The sequence below is a fragment of the Pseudodesulfovibrio hydrargyri genome, assembly GCF_001874525.1.
Taxonomy (GTDB): domain Bacteria; phylum Desulfobacterota; class Desulfovibrionia; order Desulfovibrionales; family Desulfovibrionaceae; genus Pseudodesulfovibrio; species Pseudodesulfovibrio hydrargyri.
Window position 1 is genome coordinate 1 of the sequence record NZ_LKAQ01000003.1, and the last position, 2,705, is coordinate 2,705.

A 2,705-nucleotide genomic window follows, 5' to 3' on the forward strand; every position below is an offset into this window, starting at 1 on the left:
CGGCGAACGGAGGGCCGAAGGAGTTGTTTTCCGGCCGGGCGGACCGGCCGGGGAGTTGAGAAAGCCATACCCTTAGCCTTAGGTATATCACCCCTCTCCGCAGGTTTATAAGCACCACCGTCAAGAGGAACGGTTGCGGAAAAGGGGGGCCACAAAGCGTTCCGTCAGTGGAAGGAGTCGCCTCGACCATACTATACAGTGCTCTCTAAAACGTTTCGCAGAGGTTCGCCGTGTGTGCGCACGGCGATTGACGAACTGAAACAGTAGGAGACTACAATGGCGTTGTATAAGAAAATGATCGACGAGGCAGTTGGCGCAACCCTGGCGGTTTACGGGGTCATCAAGGAGAAGAGGGGCGGCGAGTTCAAGCTCACGGACTGCAAGCCCTACGTCGACGCGGTCAACAAGATGACCGCGGGCGAGGGACAGTCGCAGGAAGTGATCGACCTGCACGTCCAGTCGGTGAACGCGCACTACGACATCCTGTGCGGCCTGACCGACACCATCCGGCCCGAGGACGACCCGTTCGTCGAGCACTACCAGACCCCGCCCATCCTCGAGATCCTGTGCGAGGAGGACGCGGCGTTCAAGAAGTCCCTGGACACCTTCATCGAGGCCATCGGGGCCAACCAGGCCTTGGTCGGCCTGGAGGCGGTCCGCCGCTACGGCGGCATGTACGGCCTGACCTGCGTGGTGGACTTCGCGTTCTCCTGCGGCTCGGTGTCCAACCTGGTCAACCGCATCCTCGGCCCCCTGGACATCCCGTCCGACCACAAGAAGACCATCCTGTCCGCCAAGTCGTGGGGCATGAACACCTCCTACGGCTCGGGCGCGGCCTTCCGCGCGGCCATGGAATCCGGCAAGACCGCGGCCGAGGCCGAGGCGGCCGAAGTGGCCATGATGCAGTTCATCTACCGCGAGCCGTGCAAGGCCCAGGCCGAGATCATGGACGGCCACAACCTGGGCGGCCACGGCGGCCACTCCTCCTTTGACGTGCGCAAGTACATGGCGCTGTACAAGGAACGCATGAAGCCCGTGGTTCTCGCCGCCCTCAAGGCGGGCGTGCACCCGGCCAACATCGTCACCGTGCCCGCGTACTGCGTCGGCGACGTGGGCCACCACATCGCCCAGTCCGCGTTCAACATGTTCAACGACGAGATGGTCTTCGGCATCTACGAGTCGGTCATGGACGTGTTCAAGGCCACCCTGCAGGCCGGCCTGGACCAGAACGCCTACCAGAACCCCTACGACGTCCTGTCGGTGGCCACCGGCGCGCCCGCTTGCGCCACGGCGTACGTGTTGTGGAAGGACAGCTTCACCGTGCCCATGGTCGTGGATCTCTTGTCCAAGCGGTTCAGCAACTACGCGGCCATGAACCCCAAGCGGGGCGAGGCCGACGAGCTGCACAACGCGGACTTCATCGACATCCTGACGCGCGGCGAGCGCATCCTGGACGTCAAGCCCATCGGTTCGGGCGCGACGATCAAGAACATCAAGATCGACTTGAGCCCCATCGACAAGCATCCCGTCGTCTCCAACCCGCAGCGGTACACCTACCCGGCCTGCGCCATCACCCAGCGGTTCGCCGCGTTGATGAGCCTGTCGGACTTCCCGTGCTACCTCACGCCCGAGTGTACCACCGCCACGCTGATGACCAACTGCATCGCCCTGAATCCCGGCGTGCCCGGATCCCCGGTGCGCGGCTGCAAGGATTGCGCGGCCACCAAGCTGATCAAGCGCAACGTGCCGTACGTGACCGGCGAACTGGCCGGCGGCAAGGGCTACTGCAACTGGGACAGCGCTGTCTAAGGCGAGCAATGTGGACCGGCGTCTCCCGTGTTGCGGACGGGCGGCGCCGTTGCAGCCAACTCATCTTAGCGGAGGTATGAGATGACATTGATCAAACGCGCCCTCGCGGAGCTGGTCGGCACCTTCGTGCTGGTCTTCCTCGGCACGGGTTCGGTAATAACCACGGTCTTCCTGTTCCAGGGCAAGGCCGGAATCGAAGGGAACGCATTCAACGTGGGCATCGAGATGGGGGCCTGGGTGGCCATCGCCATGGCCTTCGGTCTGGCGGTCATCGCCATGATCTACTGCTTCGGGCACATCTCCGGCACCCACATCAACCCCTCGGTGAGCATCGCCCTGTGGGCCACCAAGCGGTTTCCGACACAGGACATGATCGCCTACGTCATCGCCCAGTGCGCCGGGGCGTCCCTCGGCTCGCTGGCGGTCGTCGCGGTCTGGGGAGCCCGGGCCATCCCCACCGGCCTGGGGGCCACGGGCATGTTCGACGGGGTCGGCTACGGCCAGGCCATGCTCTGCGAAGGCATCGGGACGTTCATCCTGATGCTGACCATCATGGGCTCGGCCGTGGACGCCCGCTGCCGGGGCGGCTTCGCCGGCCTGGCCATCGGCCTGGTGGTGGTCGCGGACATCATCGTCTTCGGCAACGTCACCGGCGCGTCCATGAACCCGGCCCGGACCTTCGGCCCGTACCTGGTGAACGTCCTGACCGGCGGCCCGAACATGTGGAGCCAATACCCCATCTACCTGATCGGCCCGGTCGGCGGAGCGGTCCTCGCCGCCTTCGTCTACGACTTCATCGGCGACCCCAGAAACGCCGAAGGGTCCTGCACCGAGTAAAAAGACAACCACAAAAATCCGCCGCACGGGCTGCCCGAGCCGGGGCCCGTGCGGCGGCC

At 64.7% G+C, this 2,705-nt stretch carries 2 protein-coding genes; both read left to right on the forward strand.

Going from position 1 to position 2,705, the window contains the following annotated elements:
* Positions 1-276 precede the first annotated feature (276 nt).
* Positions 277-1,809 (forward strand): DUF2193 domain-containing protein, encoded by a 1,533-nt coding sequence (locus tag BerOc1_RS04475; protein WP_071544548.1) that lies wholly within the window; start codon positions 277-279, stop codon positions 1,807-1,809.
* Positions 1,810-1,890: 81 nt separating this feature from the next.
* The gene (locus tag BerOc1_RS04480) at positions 1,891-2,646 is read left to right on the forward strand and encodes an MIP/aquaporin family protein (RefSeq protein ID WP_071544549.1); all 756 of its coding nucleotides are present in this window, start codon (positions 1,891-1,893) and stop codon (positions 2,644-2,646) included.
* Positions 2,647-2,705 lie beyond the last annotated feature (59 nt).